Here is a 17911-nt window from a genome sequence, read left to right on the forward strand (position 1 = left end):
GGAATATACATCAGTAGCATGAAGATAGAATCGGCATATATCAGTGAAACGGTGAAGCGTATTGTTGAGCACCGTGGTACAGCTGTGGATGCTGTGATTCCTATTCTACAGGATATACAGTTAGAATTTCAGTATCTGCCGGAAGAAGCGCTCAAACTGGTATGTGAAATCACTGATATCACACCGGCAAGAATTACAGGTATCGGGAGTTTTTATTCCCAATTCAGGCATCAACCGGCTGGGAAGCATATGATAAGGGTATGCACCGGAACAGCCTGTCATGTTAAAGGTGCCACACTGGTTCATGATGCCTTTAGAAGAGAACTCAACCTGGCTGCGGGTGAAGATACCGACGCCCAGGGATTATTTACCATCGAAAAAGTAGCCTGCCTTGGATGCTGCACCCTGGCACCGGTGATTAAGATCGATTCAGTCACTTATGGCCATGTGATCCCTGAAAAAGTAGCTGACATTCTGAAAGATTTCCTCCATTCAAAGGCTGGAACAGTGCCTGTGATCCAGGGAATAAATTCTGACAAGGATATACAGGGAGAAATCAGGATCGGACTAGGTTCCTGCTGTGTAGCCAGTGGAAGTTCTGATGTAAGGAATGAACTGGAACGCACCCTGGTTGAAAGCAGGATCAGTGTAAAAGTGAAGCAGGTAGGATGTGTCGGAATCTGTAACCAGGTGCCAATCCTGGAAATAGTGAAACCGGGAGAAGAATCAACCTTTTATGCAAAAATCAAACCGGAAGAGGTAAAAGAAGTGGTGCTGCGTCATTTTAAACCGGTTGGATTCTTTAATCGAATGCGGACCAGTATCCTGAGCAGGTATGAAAATATCCTGGAAGATGGCACTCCAAGGTCTTTCAGAAGGTATTCCGTAAATGAACGGGATACGCCACTTTCAGGATTCCTTGGCCCTCAGATGGCGATTGCTACTGAAAGCCGGGGTAACATCAAGCCTTGTGATATAGAAGAATACATTGCTGCAGGAGGCTTTGAAGCCTTCAGAAAATGTCTTTCGTCAATGAAGCCTGGCGATGTAGTTGAAGAAATTATCCAAAGTGGACTGAAAGGCAGAGGTGGTGCCGGATTCCCGACAGGTATCAAGTGGCAGATGGTGGCCGGGCAGGAGAAAACACCCAAATATGTGATCTGCAATGGGGATGAAGGGGATCCCGGGGCTTTTATGGATAGGATGCTCCTTGAATCCTACCCTTTCCGGATTATCGAAGGGATGTTGATTGCCGGCTATGCCACCGGTGCCAGTCAGGGCATCTTCTATATCAGGGCTGAATACCCGCTTGCCGTAGAACGTATAAAAGAAGCTCTCGAAATCTGCCGCCTCGATCGCTGGATAGGACCTCAAATCAAGAAAAGTAACTTCTCCTTTGAAATAAAGGTTTTCGAAGGTGCAGGTGCATTCGTTTGCGGAGAAGAAACAGCCCTGATAGCATCTATCGAAGGAGAAAGGGGAATTCCCCGGCAACGCCCTCCTTTCCCGGCAGTGAGCGGTCTTTGGCAAAGCCCTACTCTCGTCAATAATACAGAAACATTATCCCTCGTACCCTGGATTATAAGACACGGAGCCCCAGCGTTTAATAGCATTGGCACTGAGAAAAGCAAGGGTACAAAAGTGTTTGCCCTGGCAGGGAAAGTAAACAGGGGCGGACTGATCGAAGTCCCAATGGGAACAAGCTTACGACAGATCGTCGAAGAAATCGGTGGTGGAATTGCCGAAGGGCGGACTTTTAAAGCAGTACAGATTGGTGGACCATCAGGAGGTTGTATCCCTGCTTCCATGGGTGATCTTCCCATTGATTATGAGTCCTTGTCAGGCGCCGGTGCAATGATGGGATCCGGTGGATTGGTAGTACTGGATGATACAGACTGCATGGTCGATATTGCTCATTATTTTCTTTCTTTTACCCAGGAGCAATCCTGCGGAAAATGTACTTTTTGCCGCATCGGAACCCGTCGGATGCTGGAGTTGCTTGAAAAAATACGATCCGGGAATGGCTCATATGCCGACCTCGAAAAACTTGAAAAATTAGCCATCAGCACTCAGCAAGGAAGCCTTTGCGGGCTGGGAAAAACAGCGCCAAACCCGGTGCTTTCAACTTTGCGGTACTTCAGGGAAGAATATGAGGCTCATTTGAAAGGTCATTGTCCTTCAGGTAAATGTAAACCACTCCTGAATTATCATATTACCACTGAGTGTATTGGCTGCACCAAATGTGCCCAGCGTTGTCCTTCAGATGCAATTCCTTTTACCCCTTATGAAGTGCACACCATCGATATGCAGAAATGTATTAAATGTGATATTTGCCGGCAGGTGTGCCCGGTAGATGCCATTAAGGTAAACTAATATGGTCCGACTACGAATCAACGATAAACCAATAACTGTAGAAGAAGGCACTACACTTCTGCAGGCTGCACATGAGGCGGGTTTTGAAATCCCAACTATGTGTCACCTGGAAAAAGTGTCCATTCACCCTTCCTGCATGGTTTGTGTTGTCGGTGACCTTGATAACGGAAAAATGTACCCTTCTTGCGCCATGCCTGTTGCCGAGGGTATGAATATTATAACAGAATCCCCGGAAATTCATGAATTCCGGAAAAATGCTTTAGAATTACTGTTAAGTGAACATATCGGGGATTGTGAGGCCCCTTGTCGGTTAAGTTGCCCGGCTTTTATGGACATCCCCCTGATGAACCGGCTTATTGCAGAAGGCAGGTTTGAAGAAGCCCTGAAGGTGGTACGACAGGAAATCGCCTTGCCTTTTATCCTGGGATATATATGCCCTGCACCATGCGAAAAAGCTTGTAAACGAAAACCCATTGATGGAGCTGTTTCTATTTGCCTTCTTAAACGATTTACGGCGACCGACCCACAAAGCCGGCTTTCAGGGATTCAGCCCAGCAGTGAAAAATCAGGCAAAAGGGTAGCCATACTGGGTACAGGACCGGCCGGATTGTCTGCTGCCTTTTACCTGATGAAATTGGGGCATGAATGCATCCTTTTCGATAAACAGGAAATGGCAGGTGGAGCCCTCAGATATAGCATCTCTGACTCAGAGCTGCCCAGGGAAGTGCTGGATGCTGAATTGGATGTTCTCCGGCAAATGGGAGCAATATTCATACTGAATAACACACAATCTTTTACCAAGCTGAAGGAAAATGGTTTTGGCAATTTCGATGCTTTTATTCTGGCAACCGGAAGCCAGGAGTTACACCCTGTAAATGAAGCCATTAGCCCCGAAACCTTTCATCATCATTTTATCAATAAGGAAACTTTTGAAACCTCCATCCCCGGTGTATTTGCCTGCGGAAATATCATGCGGGAGCAAAAAATGGCTGTAAGAGCGGGCGCCCAGGGCAAAGCAGCAGCCATTAATGTTGATCGTTACCTGAATGGTTTATCTGCATTAACTGAAAATACTGCATTTAACTCTTCCTTTGGCATATTGAAGCAGGAAGAGTACCCTGAATACATGAAGGAAAGTTCCAACCCCGGCGAACGACTATCAGAAGGCAGCGACAGTTTAGGATATACTGCAATCGAAGCGATGCAGGAAGCAAAAAGATGCATGCACTGTGATTGCAGAAAACCGCAGAGTTGCCTCTTGCGAATACATGCCACCCAATACGGAGCAGATAAAAAGCATTATAGCAGTGATGAAAGGGAAAATCTGAGCAAGTTGATGCAAAATGAATGGATTGTTTTCGAACCGGGAAAATGTATTAAATGTGGACTGTGCATCGAAATTACCGCCAGGGAAGCAGAACCCCTCGGACTTACCTTCATCGGCAGAGGCTTTGATGTGAAAGTGAAAACACCATTTAACAAAGACACACGTGAATTAATGCAACGGACTGCACTCGCCTGTGCAAAGGCTTGTCCTACTGCAGCTATTTCAGAAAAACTAAGTGAAGAGCGTCATTCCCAAAGTGAAAAACCATCCAATGAATAATCTATCCCGATTGATTTTCAGCTCTCTGATTCTCCTGTGTTCTGTGCTTTTGAATGCACAGGAAAAGGGATCAGAATGCTGGCCATCATTCAGGGGTGATTCACGTCTCACAGGTACTACCACCCAACTGATCAAGCCCCCGGTAAAACTGCTATGGAGCTTCGCTGCTTCTGATGCTATTAAAGCTTCACCTGTGGTAGCCAATAAGAGGGTATTCATTGCTTCTACTGATGGATTTGTATATGCGCTGGATTTTACCGGACAGCTCAAATGGAAATTTAATACTGGAAATTCAATAGAAGCATCCCCGGTTATTCTCGATAATTCAGTGATTGTAGGGAATCTGGAAGGGAATATCTTTTCTTTGGATGCTGCAACCGGAAAACAAAAATGGAAATATACCACGGATGGTCAAATCTCCGGTTCTGTTAACTGGACCCTGAGCCCTGACCGGAAGCAGAAATGGATACTCGTCGGTAGTTATGATTTTTTCCTGCATTGTGTGAATGCATCAACCGGCAAAGTTTGCTGGAAATATGAGTCGGAAAATTATCTCAATGGCACTCCGGCACTTTGGAATAATATGGCTGTATTTGGCGGATGCGATGGCTTTCTTCACCTTGTGAATACAGGAACCGGGAAGTCCAGCCTAAAAATGAATATTGGGACCTATATCCCGGCTTCCGCTGCTATCTCAGGCAATAGAGCCTATTTCGGGAACTACGACGGGGATTTTTTCTGCTACGACCTGAAACTGAAAAAGACCCTCTGGAAATCCGGCGGAGCAGCAGCATTCATTGCCTCACCAGCGGTTTCAGGACTTAAAGTGGTCACTGCTTCTCAAAATCACCAGATATATTGCTATGAAGCAAATACAGGGAAAATTCTCTGGAAATACAAAACCAGGGGAAAAGTGGATTCTTCGCCGGTAATTGCCGGTAACCTTGTTGTTATTGGAACAGGAGATGGAAGACTGTTATTCCTTGACCTGGCTACAGGAACAGAAAAAAGCAGTTATGAAATTGGGAGCGCCGTAACTTCTGCCCCTGCAGTGATCACTAACAGGGTTTTCGTGACAGCTGAAGATGGCAAACTCTATGCTTTCGGGCCAAAAGAGAAATGAGTATTTATTTTACTCAGTAAGTAAATTTTAAATTCTAGAATTGTAGTTTATGAAAGTAGTGAATATTGTCCCGGGCTTTGGAGGTACCTTTTACTGCGGAAATTGCCTCAGGGATAGTGCCTATACTGCCTCACTGAGAAAGGAAGGGCATGATGCCATCATTCTCCCGATGTATCTGCCCCTGACCTTGAATAATACTGCTAATTATGCAGATACACCTGTCTTTTATGGGGCTGTTAACATCTACCTGAAACAGCAGTTTCCTTTCCTTCGGAATATGCCGGACTGGTTGGAGAGATTCCTGAATTCAAAACCTCTTCTGAAATTTGCTGCAGGTAAATCAGGCAGTACCCGGGCTACAGGACTTGAAAGTCTCACAGAATCGATGTTACTGGGTAAGGATGGGTTCCAGAAAAGGGAATTGCAACAATTGGTGGATTTTCTGAAACATCATGAAAAACCAGATATTATTCATTTTTCCAATGCTTTGCTAATTGGATTGGCTGCCCAGATCCGCGAAGAACTTGGAATTCCGGTCGTCTGCTCCCTGCAGGATGAAGATGTTTGGCTAGATGCCATGCATGAAGACCAGCGGGATCATCTGTGGAATCTTTTGGCTGAAAAAGCAAAAGATGTTGACATGTTTATCGCTGTGAGCCAATATTTTGCAACAGTCATGCAAAAGAAAATGAAGCTTCCGGATGATAAACTAACGATACTGCCAATTGGTATAGATCTCACCCAATATGAATACCATCCTCCTTCAACAGACCCATTGGTGGTGGGCTATGTATCCCGTATTTGTGAAGAAAACGGCTTTGGGTTGCTTGTGGATGCTTTTATCCGGCTCAAGCAGGATAACCGCTTTCATCAGCTGAAACTAAAAGCAACAGGCGGATATACCGGAGATGATAAAAATTTCATCAAAGCCCAGCTGGATAAACTAAAGGAAAAAGGGATCGATGGGGATTTTGAAATTGTACATCATTTCACCACGGATGATTTGCGCCAGTTCTTCAGAACCATCACCTTGTTATCGGTCCCTGTGCTCAAGGGTGAGGCATTTGGGCTCTATCAACTGGAAGCCCTGGCTTCAGGAATTCCTTTGGTACAGCCTGCAATCGGGGCATTCCCTGAAATCATCGCCACAACCGGGGGTGGGATCACATACACTCCAAACCATTCTGCATCGCTGGCTACAGCACTCGCGAACCTGCTTTCCGACCCTGCTTCCATCATGGAATATAGCAGGAAAGGTGCAGAAGCAGTGAAGATGAGTTATGATTCAGCAAAGCTGACCCGGCAAATGATCTCCATTTACAGCACAGTAATGCAAAAAACATGATAATAGCAGAACTTCAGCAGGTAAGCAAATATTACCACATCTCAGGTAGCATCCCGGAGCATTTGATCCTGGATCATATTTCCCTTACCATAAAAGAGAAAGAGTTCATCGCAATTACAGGCCCTTCAGGCTCAGGCAAAAGCACCTTACTCAATATACTGGGCACACTCGACCAACCCACTTCAGGAACAGTGAAAATAAAGGGTATGGATCCTGCACAATTGCATGTGAATGCACTCGCAGCGCTTAGGAACCAGACCATTGGCTTCGTTTTCCAGCTTCATTACCTGTTACCGCAACTCACCCTATTGCAAAACGTACTCTTACCTCTTCTCCCTGTTAAAGACCTGTCCCGGAGAAAAAAGTCTGAAGATAAAGCATCCTACCTGGTCGAACGAGTAGGGTTAAAAGAGCATCTTAATAAACTGCCCTCTCAATTATCAGTAGGAGAATGTCAAAGAGCTTCCCTGGTAAGAGCCCTGATCAATGAACCTGATCTTTTACTGGCAGATGAGCCAACCGGATCACTCGATGCAGGCAATGCAGAACTTGTTGCAGGGCTGCTTGTTGAACTTCAACAGGAACAAGGCTTTTCGATGGTGATTGTCACGCATTCCAATGAATTGGCTCAAATAGCAGGAAAAATTTATACCCTAAACTCCGGTAAACTCATCATAAACCCGGAATAATCACCTTCTAAAATCCCTGGTATCTCTCATGAATATCTTCAGCTACGCATTAAAAAGCCTTGTTCACTTCAAGAAGGCGAATTTCGCCACCTTCCTTGGAATCATGGTGAGCGCTGCTGTACTGACCGGAGCCTTGATACTGGGGGATTCAGTGAAATCCAGCCTGGAATCCCTGGTAACTCAACGATTGGGGAAAGCCAGTTTAGCTGTCCAAACACCGGAGCGACTCTTCAGAGTAAAACTTGCATCTGACCTCCAAAATGAGTTAAAAAATAACGTAGTCCCAGTCCTTCAGACGAAAGGCATGCTTCTGAATCCTGAAAAGGAACTTCGCATCAATAATGCCAGTATTATTGGAATTGATTCCGGCTTTCCCGGGTTATTTAATACACCGGACAGCATTCCAGGAGATGGGGAAGCCATGATCAGCCAGCAAACCGCAGAAAAACTGGATCTCAGAGAAGGTGATGAATGCCTGCTCAAAATCATGGTGAAGGAGAATGCCCCGGCGAATTCTCCTTTTATGGCCGATCAAAAGAAAATGACCACACTGAGGGTCAAAATCAGGACCATTCTACAGGACGGCAGTTTCGGCAGATTCAGCCTGAAAAGCAACCAGGTCGCTCCGCATAATATTTTCATCTCGCTTAATCAACTATCAAAACTATTCGGGCGAGAGCCTTCAGCAAATCTTATGCTTCTGACCAATCCCACATCGGGGGAGCTAAGCTTCGAGAAAATCAATGAGGCACTGCGCAATAACATGAGCATGGACGATGCAGGATTGTATTTTGATACTACAAACCAGGAAGGAGTTGTATTCCTGAAATCCGACAGGGTGTTTATGAATAAGCAACTTTCTGCTTCAATTGACGATGAAATTCCCGGCAAACAATCCATTTTCACTTACCTGGTGAACACCCTGAGCCTGGATGGCCGGAGCACTCCCTACTCTTTTGTTTCCGCTGCTGATAGTGCTTACCTCGGGGAGAAGCCCGGAAAACGTGAAATGCTGATTAATGAATGGTTGGCCGATGACCTGAAAGCAAAGGCTGGAGATTCTGTCATGATCTCTTATTTCACAATGGGTCCGATGAGAAGCCTCAGAACTGATAGTAGCCGCTTCCTGGTGAAAAAAGTTTTGCCCAATAATGATTCAAGGTTCCGAAAAGAATTAATGCCTGATTTCCCCGGAATGACAGAATCAGGGAGTTGCAGTGACTGGAAAACTGGCGTCCCTATAGATCTTGACCTTATCAGGGATAAGGATGAAGATTGGTGGAACAGGTATAAGGGGACACCAAAAGCCTTCATATCGCTGGAAGCCGGGCAAGAACTATGGAAAAACCCTTTCGGGGATTTCACCTCTTTTCGCCTGGAAAAAGATAGTACAGGCCTTGACAGGATCAGAAAAGGTATCGTGCAAAAAATTTCTCCTGTAACAAATGGGTATACAATTGAAAATGTCCGTGAATCAGGGATCCGGGCAGCTTCAAATTCTACTGATTTTGGAGAACTATTCCTGAGCCTGGGCTTTTTTATCATGGTGGCCGGAATTATGCTGATCTCCCTGCTTTTTAGTCTGCACCTGGGCGTCAGGACCACTGAATGCGCATTACTAGCCGCCATTGGATTTCCTCAACGAATCATCTACAGGGTATTTCTCTCAGAAGCCCTTCTTTTATCCATTTCAGGCAGTATTTTCGGAGCATTGCTGGGCATCTTCTATAACAGGCTTATGATCCTGGGACTGGATACGCTGTGGACCGGAGCTGTTGGGGAAACCTCACTTGGAACCTATGTGCAACCCGCAACCCTGATGTCAGGTGCATTGATTAATGTGTTAGTCTCCTTTCTGACTCTGATGCTGGTGATGCGTTCGAAACTCAGGGCACAACCTGCACTATCCGTTAAAGGCATCCCACTTAGTCCAAAGGTTCAGTTTAATACACACGGTAAAAGATCAATCATCATCTCAGGCCTGGTATTTCTCCTATTTTTTGTATTTAGCCTTGTCGCTGAAAACCAACAAATACTACTTTCATTAGCAACGGGTGGAATGTTCATGATTCTTTCCATCTTATTGATTTCATACTGGCTTCAAAACAAGACCTTAGTTAATAAAGGCATACCCGGCTATTTCAACTTACTGATAAAGAACCTGTTATTAAAAAGGAAAAGAACGCTGGCATCCATCTCATTATTAGCTATAGGTACTTTCACCATTCTTATTACCGGGGCAAACCAAAGACCTTCCATAGAATCAGAATTTTCACCTGCTTCCGGAACCGGAGGCTTCATCCTCTGGGCTGAATCAACCTTACCCATCCGTGAGGACCTGAACTCTTTGAAAGGCAAGGAAAAGACCGGACTTTCTGATGAACCTGTGCTTGACAATGTTACCTTTTATCAGCTTGATGTTGTGGAAGGTGATGATGCCAGTTGTCTGAACCTGAATATGGTGGCCAAACCATCACTGGTCGGAATCGAACCTGGGGTCTTTAAAAACCTGGGTGCTTTCAGTTTTGAAAAGCCGTCTGAGGGAACTTCCTGGTTGCTTTTAGATTCAGGTGGAGGAAATGTTATCCCGGCCATTGCGGATCAGACGGTTATCACCTGGGGATTACAGAAGAAAGTCGGTGATACCTTACTCTATCTCTCCGAGATGGGCCAACCCCTGAAAATGGTGCTTCAAGCCGGACTCAAAAACTCTATTTTCCAGGGCAATCTATTGATCTCCGAGGGAAACCTTAAGAAATATTTCCCAACACAATATAAGTCGGAATTGATGCTAATTAAGGGGCCTGTTGAAAAACAAGCTGAAATATCTGACCGATTAGAGTATTTACTGGGAGACTATGGCACCACACTTACCTCTACTTCTGAACGACTGGCATCATTCAACGAGGTACAGAACACTTACCTCTCAGTATTCATGATCCTGGGTGGCCTTGGAGTGATCATCGGGGTGATCGGATTAGGGATTATCCTCTTAAAAAATATCCTTGAGAGAAGAAATGAATTAGCCCTTATGCAGGCAATGGGCTTCAGAAACCAACTGATTACAGGCATCCTGGTGGCTGAGCATATGATCATATTATGCTCAGGGATGGTTGTTGGTTTACTTGGGGCTGTGATTGCAATTCTGTTAAGGGATAGTCAGTCATTCCTGCGGATTCCATGGTTGCCTGTCGGTGTAATTCTCCTGTTGATCCTGATCAGTGGATTGCTCTGGATATGGATTCCTGCTCAAAAGGCGATCAGGAGAAACCTGCTGGTCTCCTTGAAAAATGAGTAAAACAATGGTTAAATTGTTGAAAATCCGTTAGAATGATTCTTTTCTAGAGGTAAAAAATACGCATTTCACCAAAAGTCACTCTTCCATGAATTGTAATTCCCGGCAAGGAAGGATTGAAGCCCGGGGATTGGTAAAATAAGTTCCCAAAAGAGGCATTTTTAAGGTCAGGACCCACCAGGCTCCCAAAGGTAGCACTGCCATTCACTTGTATTTCAACATCCCGGTTAAGTACCACCTTTAACTCACCAAATGTACATTCCATATTCAGGTGGAGAGGTTGATCTGGCTTCAGGTCCTGTAGATTAATCGTTCCCGATCCAAAGACAACAGAATAGTTCTGCTGACCGGGTGTAAAATTTAGATTGCTTTCGCCGAACATCGTCTGGCTACCATCAGTCCTGGGTTTTAAACTTCCCTTGATCAGCAGTATCCCAACCCAGATGAGACCTAAGGAGAGAACCAGGGTAAATATGGGGATATTGAGATCAAAAATATTCCGAACAAGGAGTAAAATTCCGAAGAGGACAATTCCTCCTCCAAGTATGGTTGTAGTCGAGTATTTATTATTCATCAAAGCATGATTTCCAACAAATGTACAAAATTGACAGGTTTATTCAACTCCCGGGTGTTTTCAATATATGTTTTTGATACCAGGCATAACAAAGCAGATCATTAGGCCTGTCTATTACTCTTTTCTCCCATCCCGGATTTAAGTCTCTCAATAATCTCAAAAACTGCAGGACAGACAAAGCTGTTTTTTAATGTGATTGGGAGCAACTGGTAGAATCGCCTTCGGTCAGTATGGGGATATTCTCTGCAGGCTTTCGGCCGATTGGTATAGATAGCGCAATAATGGTCGGCACCCAGGAAAGGACATGGCATCGATTTGAATACAAAATCTCCGTCCTCATCTTCCCTGAAATAGGTCTGCATCACTGTCCCCGGCTTCATTTTTAAGCTGGGAGCCATTTTATCGATATCCTGGGTGGTAATCCTGGGTCCCAGTGATTTACAACAATTTCCACATTCCAGGCAATCAATCTCTTCAAACACCTCTTCATGAAGCTGATGGACCTTTTCATCCAGTTTCCTTGGATCCCATTTCGCCAGCTTCCGGAAAAATGCTTCATTCTCCGACTTTTTCTGGGTTGCTTGTTTATGCAGATCCGTTATGTTCATAAAGTGCTGGGTGCTGGGTGCTGGGTGCTGGGTGCTGGGTGCTGGAGTGCTGAGTGCTGAGTGCTGGAGTGCTGGGTGTCCAGAAGGGGAGCCACTGGTTCTGAGTGCCGGGAATTTTCAGTGGAAAGTTTTTAGTAATTATTGAGTTAAGGGATTATGCGTAAAAAAGAACCACAAATCCGCCGGCTGGCGGACAAATGATACACAAATAAACACAAATAAATTCGTGAAAATTCGTGCTTAAATTCGTGTAATTCGTGTTCTATTAATTCTGTCAAAAATCACTCATTGTCGAATTGTCAAATTGTCAAATTGCCGAATTTTCAAATTCTCAAAAGTGTTTACCCCCAACCCCCTATAAATAGGGGGAGTTATCATATTATGAAAATTTTTATTCTCCCAATCTCCCCATTCTCTTCATTCCACATCTCACCATCTCTCCATCTCCTCATCTCTCCATCTCTCCATCTCTCCATCTCCTCATCTCCACATCTCCTAATCCTCACATTTTCAAATTGTCAAATTGTCAAATTGCCGAATTAACTCATCCCTCTCTCCTTCTTAATCTGCTCATACGCTGCCTGCATCTCCTGGAATTTTACTTTCGCGGCTTTCTGAACATCTTCACCCATGGTACTTACCCTGTCCGGATGGTATTTCAAAGCCATCTTCCTGTATGCTTTCTTCACTTCCTCATCATTGGCATCAGGTGTGATCTCCATGATTCTGTAAGCTGAAGTGGTATCTTTGATGAACATTGCCTTAATACTCTCCAGGTCGGCACTGCTGATCCCAAGGCCGGCACTGATTTTCCCTATCATCCTGACCTCTTCGGGATGTGAAACCCCATCAGCCATCGCTATTCCAAACAAGAAATGCAGGAGCTGAAGCCTGCCTGAATACTCCATAAACTGCCGGATCTGACTGCTCACCGCATGAACATCATACTCTTGCTTTAAAATTTCCCTCAGTGCCAGCAATTGCTGTTCTGCTTCATTAATTCCAAACTGTGTCACCAGGAATTGCCTGACATAATCTAGTTCAGATTTTAGGATGCGCTGATCCGATTTCATCACAGCAGCGGCTAATACCAACAAACTGACTTTGAAATCGCCTGATTGCGTATTCCTCCTCATTCCACCCTGTGGAGCCGGGCCGGACTTATCATAAGCATACTCTCCACTGGTCATCCCATCGATCATGGAACCAAACACAAATCCAAGGACAGCCCCTAGGGGTCCACCGGCAGCCCATCCAAGGCCACCTCCAATCCATTTTAAAAACTTTGCCATTTTTCCAATAAAAAAAAGTGATCCGGCAAAAATACATAAGCATTGAAAACGGGACGCCATTGCCGTGTTGACGCCCCGCTCTTTTATGAAATATTAATACTATCCGAGTTTTTCCGACAAAGGAAGTCCATATTCCTCCTCCAACCTGATATCCAAAGCCTCTAAGGCATCGAGAATAGGATTGTAAATTCCGGGTAATACCGGACGATATACCCCTTTTTCCAGGATCTGTCCTTCAAGTATCATCTCAACTGCAATGGCTGCTGGTAATGCAACTGTCCGGGCAATGGAAGTATCCGTGGCAGGTGTTCCGAAATCGAGCATCCTCGATCGGACCACTTCCTGCGAACCATCAGGATAGGATACAAGGAAACTGTGCTGCATTACTACCATATCCCTTTCGGTATGTCCCAATTCCATTTTGCTAATCATAAGGTCACTGGTGACTTCAAAAGGAGAATCTACTCCCCTGTTCATCATAGTTTCATCAAATAATCCCAGCCATTCCATTGCATGAAGGGCATGCGCATTCTCAGGAATTCCAAGATAAGAAGCAACCTTAGTTTTAATCCCGGTAATTTCTTTTTCACCGAGCTGCTTTGCCACCAGGGCAGCATAGCTCATTCCACTCATATCAGTTTTCTCCTGGGAAATGAGGTTCAGGGCTTTGATGGCATCTAAAGTCTCACACCAACCGCTGAAACGGAAGGTACCCCTGCAGATGGTTTTCACCTCAGGGATTCCATACACATCGATATAAGATACCGAGTCTCTGTTCGGATAGATCTCCAGTTGGCCTACATTGGGAAAATCCACCTTCCAGGGATTCTTGAAAAGGTCTTTGGTAGGAATAAATACCTCTTTCCCATCCTTTAGGTATGCGGCATCATTATTCCCTGCCAGAACAACCCCTTTCGGACTCCATGAGAACTTATATTTCAGCGGATTATTCGCAGCTTCAGGTGCAGGTAAAGCGCCGCAGATGGAATAAAACTCATCAATTTTTCCTCCTTTTGCATGAACATGGTCAATGATTCTCATTGCCGACATATGATCAATCCCTGGATCCAGTCCCGATTCATTCAGGATAATAATTCCTGCTTCACGTGCTTCAGCATCGAGTGCCTGCATCTCAGGCTTCACATATGAAGTGGTAACCATATTTCGCCTGTGCTTCAGGCATTGTTTGGCAACAGTAAGATGGAACAGATAAGGAAGAAGACTCACAGTAAGGTCATGCTCCGATACCATCTTCCCAGGGTTTCTTCATCACTTACCTCCCAATTCACCACCTTGCCCAATTCAAAACCGACCACCATCTCCATCGCCCGCTCCGGGGTGTTGGAAGCCACTGTTACCTGGTAATTTTTTCCTAAAAGATGCCTGATGAGTGGTTTTGCCACCAATCCTGCGCCTAATACCAATACTTTTTTCATATGTTGTTACTATTATTGCTGAGTGCTGAGTGCTGAGTGCTGGGTGCTGTGTGAAGTCCAAGTGTCCAAGTTTATTCAGTCCCAAGCTTTTTCAAATTGTCAAATTGTCGAGCCAAAGGCTTCCCTTCGGGAAATTGTCGAATTGTCGAATTGTCGAATTGTCGAATTGTCAAATTGTCAAATTGTCAAATTTTCAAATTTCCAAATTATTCACAAATTCTTCCAGGTACTCAAACTCCGGAGTTAACTTCCCTTTATGAAGAATCAGGCCTTTTTTAATCGGACGTGGAAGGTCCAGGTCCTCAAATTCCTCAGCAAAATCACAATCTGCAATCGGTTTCACGAAATTGGTCAATACATCGGCGAATCCATCTGATGAATCGCGGGGCAATTCAGAAGGTAAAATATCCACAGCCATCACCAGTATCCCATCACCCTTATGTCCCATCTCATAAGTTCTTTCCGAAGGGTGATATACGAATATAGGGTCCTCAATTTCGGTAGCTTTCTCTGTAAATTCAACAGAACCATTCACATCGCAGGAAATATCTCCAACAACCTTAAGTTTAGGAGTACCCTTGGAATAAAGCTTTTCCATATAATCTTTCGTAATCAGCCTTGGGTAACGTTTATCCCAGTAGATACAGTTCACCAGCATATCCAGATGTGGAACGTATTTATCAAAACAACTCTGGTAGTTCTGTGGATTGGCATAATAATCCTGCAAGTCAAATTCGGCCTCGGGATCAATAGGTTCTGCCAGGTCCTTTTCTTTATAAACAACCTTGTAAATCAGATTATTAGGAAGATGAGCCCTGCGCTTCAAGGCCAACAACTTCTCAGGGGAAATCTCCTTGACAGGCAATAATCCTATGATCTCCTGTGCACCTCCTGATACATTTCCATAACCGGTGAAAGCAACAGTGAATGGCCTTAACTCCTCAGGCAATCCATTTTCCGCAATCTCCTGTCCTACAGCGGAAACCGCCTTCTTGGCATCATCCAGGGATGCATAGGTATGTGCTTGTTTTATATGCTGGAATGGAGTCTTATATCCCGCTTCCTTCAGCCTTAATCCCAGGGACCACAATGTGTTGATCATCCCGGCAAGACCGGCATACCTGCCAAAAAAGATGAGACGTTTCCCCTGTTCATCAATGATCTTCTCATAATCAATCAGGTTACAACGCATCTCCATCATCTTTCGGAGCATCGGCATATTATAAGGCTGACCTTTAATAACATGTGAAAAGAAAATATAGGTTTTATCCTCTTCAAAGAAATTAATGGGCATCTCTTTCACTCCAAAAATCACACTGCACTTCTTCAGGTCCTTCGCCATTTTAGCCCCGGCCTTCAGGTACTCTTCCTCGGTAAAAACCCTTTTATCGGAATGCTGCACAATGATATCCAGCTTCTTATTCTTTACCAGTTTCTCAACATGCCTGGGGGTAAGAGGGGCCCGGCGCTCCATGGCATATTTATCTTCATGCCTGATTCCAATAAAATTACTCATTCAATCGATTTGATTTTGCTTCCGTAGCACGGAAATCATAGGTTTATTTTAAAGAAAAGCCTGTATTATCAAGTATTCCATGAATTCCTGATGGCATGGCAAACATATCAAAATTTTAATACATTTGCATGCATTCCAACAAAATTGTTTTTCAATTCACAAAGCAGGTATGGAACAGGATACAGCGCCGGTTGTAAAACCCGGTTTACTGAAAAGGATCTTCCGGTTTATTAAATGGAGTATTATCCTTTTCCTGGCTTCAACCATCCTCGTTACTATCCTCTACCGTTTCATAAATCCACCTGTTACCCCGCTCATGATGATACGGGTTGTAGAGCAACTTGCCGATAACGAAAAGCCCCGGCTCATCAAGGATTGGGTTGCTCTTGAAGATATCTCAGACAATATGAAACTGGCTGTGATTGCTTCAGAAGATAATAACTTCGAAAGTCATTTCGGTGTCGATTTCAAAGCCATTAAAAAGGCTAATAAACTGAATAAAAAAGGAAAGAAACTGAGAGGTGCCAGTACCATTACTCAACAAACGGCAAAAAATGTGTTCCTCTGGCCCGACCGTACCTGGGTGAGAAAAGGGCTGGAACTCTACTTCACCGGACTGATCGAGGTATTCTGGGGCAAAAAAAGGATTATGGAAGTCTATCTGAATGTGATAGAAATGGGGACTGGAATCTATGGAGTAGAGGAAGCTGCACAAACCTACTTCAAAAAATCTGCTTCCAGGCTCTCACGATCTGAAGCCGCTGCCATTGCCGCCGTTCTGCCAAATCCCTTGCGCTGGCGCCCAGATAAGCCCACATCTTATATCCAGAAAAAGAAAGGCTGGATACAATGGAACATGAACAATGTGGTAAAGCCGGAATGGTGATCCCTTGCCTTGAATGATTCTAATCAATATTTTGACCACTAATCTGGTCTGAAAGTTGTTAAGAAAATCCTGATAACAAAACGAGAAAATAACCTTGTAACCTCTATTGCCATGAAAAAGATGCTACTCTTCACGGCCATTGTCTGCCTGGCCACCCTGCTGAAAGCACAGAACACCAACCTGATCTTCTTCACCGAACAAGGTGAACGCTTTTCAGTTGTATTGAATGGAGTCCTTCAAAACCTTCAACCTGAAACCAATATCAAGGTTACCGACCTTCCTGCACCAAGCTATAAACTGAAGCTGATCTTTGAAGATAAAAAAATTGCAGACCTGGATAAAAACCTCTTTTTCAACCAGGGCACTGAAACCACATTCTGCATAAAGAAAAACAAAAACCAGGAGTATGTGGTACGTTTCATGAATGAGGTTCCTATTGAAGAAGCTCCAAGACCTGTTGCTCAACAGCAGGTGATTGTATATCATCCTGAGCCAGTTACAGCTACCACTACAACCACTACCACCACTATCAATAATCCCGGTATGGGAGGAGGCGGTGTTGGAGTGAGTGTTACAGATCCCTACTCAGGAACCAACCTGAATATTAATATGAATGTGGGAGGTGTTGGCACTCAATCCTCAACCACCACCACCACGACAACAACTACTTCTTCAGGAGGTTATGAGAACAACTACTCAAATAATCAGTACGAGGACAATCGCAATGATGGTGAAGGCCATGGACATGGAAACCATAACAAACCTCATGAAGAACGGTATATCCTGCCAGGCTACAATGGTGTGTATGGCTGTCCTTTCCCAATGGCCCCTTCCGATTTCGAACAGGCTAAGCAATCCATCAAATCCAAGAGTTTCGAGGACAGCAAGCTTACCATTGCCAAGCAGATCATCAATACCAACTGTCTACTGAGCGGACAGGTAAAGGAAATTATGCTGCTTTTCTCGTTTGAAGATACCCGCCTCGAACTGGCTAAATTTGCTTATGGTTATACGCTTGATATCGGGAATTACTATAAGGTTAATGATGCCTTTACTTTTGAGTCATCGATTGATGAACTGAATACGTATACTGCTGGGTTCAGACGATAATATTGAACTACTCTGAAAAAGAAGCTGTTCTGAAAAGGGCAGCTTCTTTTATCCACGA

General features: G+C 44.4%; 14 protein-coding genes. 8 read left to right on the forward strand and 6 right to left on the reverse strand.

Annotation, left to right across the window (positions count from 1 at the left end):
• Positions 1-18: 18 nt before the first annotated feature.
• From IPH84_19395 to IPH84_19420, 6 genes are read left to right on the forward strand one after another with little or no spacing between them, the layout of a single operon-like run.
• A complete protein-coding gene (locus IPH84_19395; GenBank protein MBK7175323.1) occupies positions 19-2373 on the forward strand; it encodes an NAD(P)H-dependent oxidoreductase subunit E in 2355 nt (784 codons plus the stop codon).
• A gap of 1 nt (position 2374) precedes the next feature.
• Positions 2375-3979 (forward strand): (2Fe-2S)-binding protein, encoded by a 1605-nt coding sequence (locus tag IPH84_19400; protein ID MBK7175324.1) that lies wholly within the window; start codon positions 2375-2377, stop codon positions 3977-3979.
• Positions 3972-5102, forward strand: a complete 1131-nt coding sequence (locus tag IPH84_19405; GenBank protein ID MBK7175325.1) for a PQQ-binding-like beta-propeller repeat protein — start codon at positions 3972-3974, stop codon at positions 5100-5102. The genes IPH84_19400 and IPH84_19405 overlap by 8 nt, the downstream gene beginning before the upstream one ends.
• A gap of 49 nt (positions 5103-5151) precedes the next feature.
• Positions 5152-6447 (forward strand): glycosyltransferase family 4 protein, encoded by a 1296-nt coding sequence (locus tag IPH84_19410; GenBank protein ID MBK7175326.1) that lies wholly within the window; start codon positions 5152-5154, stop codon positions 6445-6447.
• Complete coding sequence (locus IPH84_19415) at positions 6444-7136, forward strand: ABC transporter ATP-binding protein (GenBank protein MBK7175327.1); 693 nt, start codon at positions 6444-6446, stop codon at positions 7134-7136. Before IPH84_19410 ends, IPH84_19415 begins: the two co-directional genes overlap by 4 nt.
• A 28-nt stretch (positions 7137-7164) precedes the next feature.
• Complete coding sequence (locus IPH84_19420; GenBank protein MBK7175328.1) at positions 7165-10434, forward strand: ABC transporter permease; 3270 nt, start codon at positions 7165-7167, stop codon at positions 10432-10434.
• Between the two features lie 43 nt (positions 10435-10477).
• On the opposite strand, the gene IPH84_19425 is transcribed toward IPH84_19420, so the two are convergent.
• From IPH84_19425 to IPH84_19450, 6 genes are all read right to left on the reverse strand, one after another.
• On the reverse strand, positions 10478-11005 hold the full coding sequence (locus IPH84_19425) for a hypothetical protein (GenBank protein ID MBK7175329.1): 528 nt from the start codon (positions 11003-11005) through the stop codon (positions 10478-10480).
• A gap of 101 nt (positions 11006-11106) precedes the next feature.
• A complete protein-coding gene (locus IPH84_19430; protein ID MBK7175330.1) occupies positions 11107-11613 on the reverse strand; it encodes a YkgJ family cysteine cluster protein in 507 nt (168 codons plus the stop codon).
• Positions 11614-12152: 539 nt separating this feature from the next.
• The gene (locus IPH84_19435; GenBank protein ID MBK7175331.1) at positions 12153-12905 is read right to left on the reverse strand and encodes a TerB family tellurite resistance protein; all 753 of its coding nucleotides are present in this window, start codon (positions 12903-12905) and stop codon (positions 12153-12155) included.
• Positions 12906-13004: 99 nt separating this feature from the next.
• Positions 13005-14156, reverse strand: a complete 1152-nt coding sequence (locus tag IPH84_19440) for a saccharopine dehydrogenase NADP-binding domain-containing protein (protein MBK7175332.1) — start codon at positions 14154-14156, stop codon at positions 13005-13007.
• On the reverse strand, positions 14129-14341 hold the full coding sequence (locus tag IPH84_19445) for a hypothetical protein (protein ID MBK7175333.1): 213 nt from the start codon (positions 14339-14341) through the stop codon (positions 14129-14131). The genes IPH84_19440 and IPH84_19445 overlap by 28 nt, the downstream gene beginning before the upstream one ends.
• 193 nt (positions 14342-14534) lie before the next feature.
• Positions 14535-15857: a hypothetical protein gene (locus IPH84_19450; protein ID MBK7175334.1), complete on the reverse strand. Its 1323-nt coding sequence runs from the start codon at positions 15855-15857 to the stop codon at positions 14535-14537.
• Positions 15858-16026: 169 nt separating this feature from the next.
• Here IPH84_19450 and mtgA point away from each other — a divergent pair, with 169 nt between their 5' ends.
• Positions 16027-16743, forward strand: a complete 717-nt coding sequence (gene mtgA, locus IPH84_19455) for a monofunctional biosynthetic peptidoglycan transglycosylase (GenBank protein ID MBK7175335.1) — start codon at positions 16027-16029, stop codon at positions 16741-16743.
• Positions 16744-16854: 111 nt separating this feature from the next.
• Entirely contained in the window at positions 16855-17853 is a 999-nt protein-coding gene (locus tag IPH84_19460) for a DUF4476 domain-containing protein (protein MBK7175336.1), read from the forward strand.
• The last annotated feature ends 58 nt before the right edge of the window (positions 17854-17911 follow it).

It is taken from the genome of Bacteroidales bacterium, assembly GCA_016707785.1.
Taxonomy (GTDB): domain Bacteria; phylum Bacteroidota; class Bacteroidia; order Bacteroidales; family UBA4417; genus UBA4417.

Bases quoted from the DNA above. Each gene is read 5' to 3' on its own strand.
- IPH84_19395 (MBK7175323.1), top strand. From the start codon at position 19: ATGAAGATAGAATCGGCATATATCAGTGAAACGGTGAAGCGTATTGTT.
- IPH84_19400 (MBK7175324.1), top strand. From the start codon at position 2,375: ATGGTCCGACTACGAATCAACGATAAACCAATAACTGTAGAAGAAGGC.
- IPH84_19405 (MBK7175325.1), top strand. From the start codon at position 3,972: ATGAATAATCTATCCCGATTGATTTTCAGCTCTCTGATTCTCCTGTGT.
- IPH84_19410 (MBK7175326.1), top strand. From the start codon at position 5,152: ATGAAAGTAGTGAATATTGTCCCGGGCTTTGGAGGTACCTTTTACTGC.
- IPH84_19415 (MBK7175327.1), top strand. From the start codon at position 6,444: ATGATAATAGCAGAACTTCAGCAGGTAAGCAAATATTACCACATCTCA.
- IPH84_19420 (MBK7175328.1), top strand. From the start codon at position 7,165: ATGAATATCTTCAGCTACGCATTAAAAAGCCTTGTTCACTTCAAGAAG.
- IPH84_19425 (MBK7175329.1), bottom strand. From the start codon at position 11,005: ATGAATAATAAATACTCGACTACAACCATACTTGGAGGAGGAATTGTC.
- IPH84_19430 (MBK7175330.1), bottom strand. From the start codon at position 11,613: ATGAACATAACGGATCTGCATAAACAAGCAACCCAGAAAAAGTCGGAG.
- IPH84_19435 (MBK7175331.1), bottom strand. From the start codon at position 12,905: ATGGCAAAGTTTTTAAAATGGATTGGAGGTGGCCTTGGATGGGCTGCC.
- IPH84_19440 (MBK7175332.1), bottom strand. From the start codon at position 14,156: ATGGTATCGGAGCATGACCTTACTGTGAGTCTTCTTCCTTATCTGTTC.
- IPH84_19445 (MBK7175333.1), bottom strand. From the start codon at position 14,341: ATGAAAAAAGTATTGGTATTAGGCGCAGGATTGGTGGCAAAACCACTC.
- IPH84_19450 (MBK7175334.1), bottom strand. From the start codon at position 15,857: ATGAGTAATTTTATTGGAATCAGGCATGAAGATAAATATGCCATGGAG.
- mtgA (MBK7175335.1), top strand. From the start codon at position 16,027: ATGGAACAGGATACAGCGCCGGTTGTAAAACCCGGTTTACTGAAAAGG.
- IPH84_19460 (MBK7175336.1), top strand. From the start codon at position 16,855: ATGAAAAAGATGCTACTCTTCACGGCCATTGTCTGCCTGGCCACCCTG.